The sequence below is a fragment of the Streptomyces sp. NPDC002130 genome (assembly GCF_040296465.1).
GTDB lineage: Bacteria > Actinomycetota > Actinomycetes > Streptomycetales > Streptomycetaceae > Streptomyces.
In genome coordinates this window covers 1-1,325 of the sequence record NZ_JBEOXI010000914.1, presented here as the reverse complement: position 1 = coordinate 1,325, position 1,325 = coordinate 1, and the positions used below count along the sequence as shown (strand labels likewise).

The 1,325-nt window shown below is 62.6% G+C and carries 1 protein-coding gene and 1 pseudogene; both read left to right on the top strand.

All coding sequences use genetic code 11. The annotated features are described in order from the left end of the window. A pseudogene (locus ABT116_RS46920) lies at positions 1–282 on the top strand (adenylate/guanylate cyclase domain-containing protein); the annotation flags it as partial. Between the two features lie 142 nt (positions 283–424). Beyond that, a complete protein-coding gene (locus ABT116_RS46915; RefSeq protein ID WP_298782241.1) occupies positions 425–1,051 on the top strand; it encodes a dihydrofolate reductase family protein in 627 nt (208 codons plus the stop codon). Positions 1,052–1,325: the final 274 nt, after the last annotated feature.

Genomic DNA, 1,325 nt, shown 5'->3' with positions numbered 1-1,325 from the left:
GTAGCCGGCAACGTCGGTGCGCGAGAAAGATTCGAGTACACCGTCATCGGTGATCCCGTCAACGAGGCAGCACGACTGTCCGAGGTCGCAAAGACGGTTCCGGGTAACGTCGCCGCATCCGGTCGGGCTGTGGCTGCCGCTGACAGCGCCGAGGCTGCACAGTGGTCGATCACCGAGAACATCACCCTTCGCGGCCGCCTCGAACAGACCGAGCTCGCGATTCCGTGCGACGCTTTGGAGTCCGAGACCGCCCCCTCAGAGTCCGTGCCTGTTCAGCCCTGATCTCACCTCCCACCCTGAGCGAACGGCACGTTCGGTCGATCCAAGGCGATGAACGCCACGTTCGCTCGATGACTTTCCCTCTTCCCGACGGTCTATATCGGCACAGCGGAAATCCGACGACGCCTGGGAGATGGGTACGACTATGAAACTGACGACGTTTACCATCGTCACTCTCGACGGAGTGATGCAAGGACTCGGTGGGCCGGACGAAGACCGCCGTGGTGGATTCGAGCGGGGCGGATGGTCCGCGCCATTGGTGGACACCGACGCGATGAATTACCTCGTCCAGGTCTACCAGCGAGCTGAGGCCTTCCTGTTCGGCCGACACACCTACGAGATATTCGCCGGATACTGGGGCACGTTCGAGAATCCGGATGTCAACCCCATTGCAAGCGCGTTGAATTCGCGGCCCAAGTATCTTGCGTCGACGACGCTCACCGATCCCCAATGGAAGAACACGACCGCCCTTACAGGTGACACCGCCACAGCGATCGGCGAACTGAAAGCTGTACCCGGCGGTGAGCTCCAGGTGCACGGTAGCGGCAACTTGTGCCGTTGGCTTCTCGCGAACGATCTCGTCGACGAGATGATCCTGCTCATCGTGCCGGTGGTCGTAGGCCAGGGCACTCGACTCTTCCCCGACTCCGGACCGGACATCGCACTCGAACTGGCCGAATCGCAGGCAACTCCGAAAGGCGTGATGATCCAGCGGTACCTGCCCACTGGCCGGCCGAAGTATGCAACAGCCACCGCCGACGGCATCGACTGATCCGGGCAAAGCGCCCGCCGACCTCAGTCGCTCGCCCTGCCCTGATCGTGCGAACGGTACGTTCGGTCGATCTGAGGCGATGGATGTACCGTTCGCTCGATGTCGGGGTGTGTTTTGGGGGTGTGTTTTGGGTATGAGAAAGCCCCCCAACCATGACTGGTTGGGGGGCTTCTCTTACGTTGTGTTCGGCGGTGTCCTACTCTCCCACCCCCGCCGTCGAGCAGCCGTCCGGCGCCCCGGCCCCCCCCACCCACGCACACGCCCCGGCAGAACA

Coding starts and splice junctions, on each gene's coding strand:
- ABT116_RS46915 (WP_298782241.1), top strand. CDS start 425: ATGAAACTGACGACGTTTACCATCGTCACTCTCGACGGAGTGATGCAA.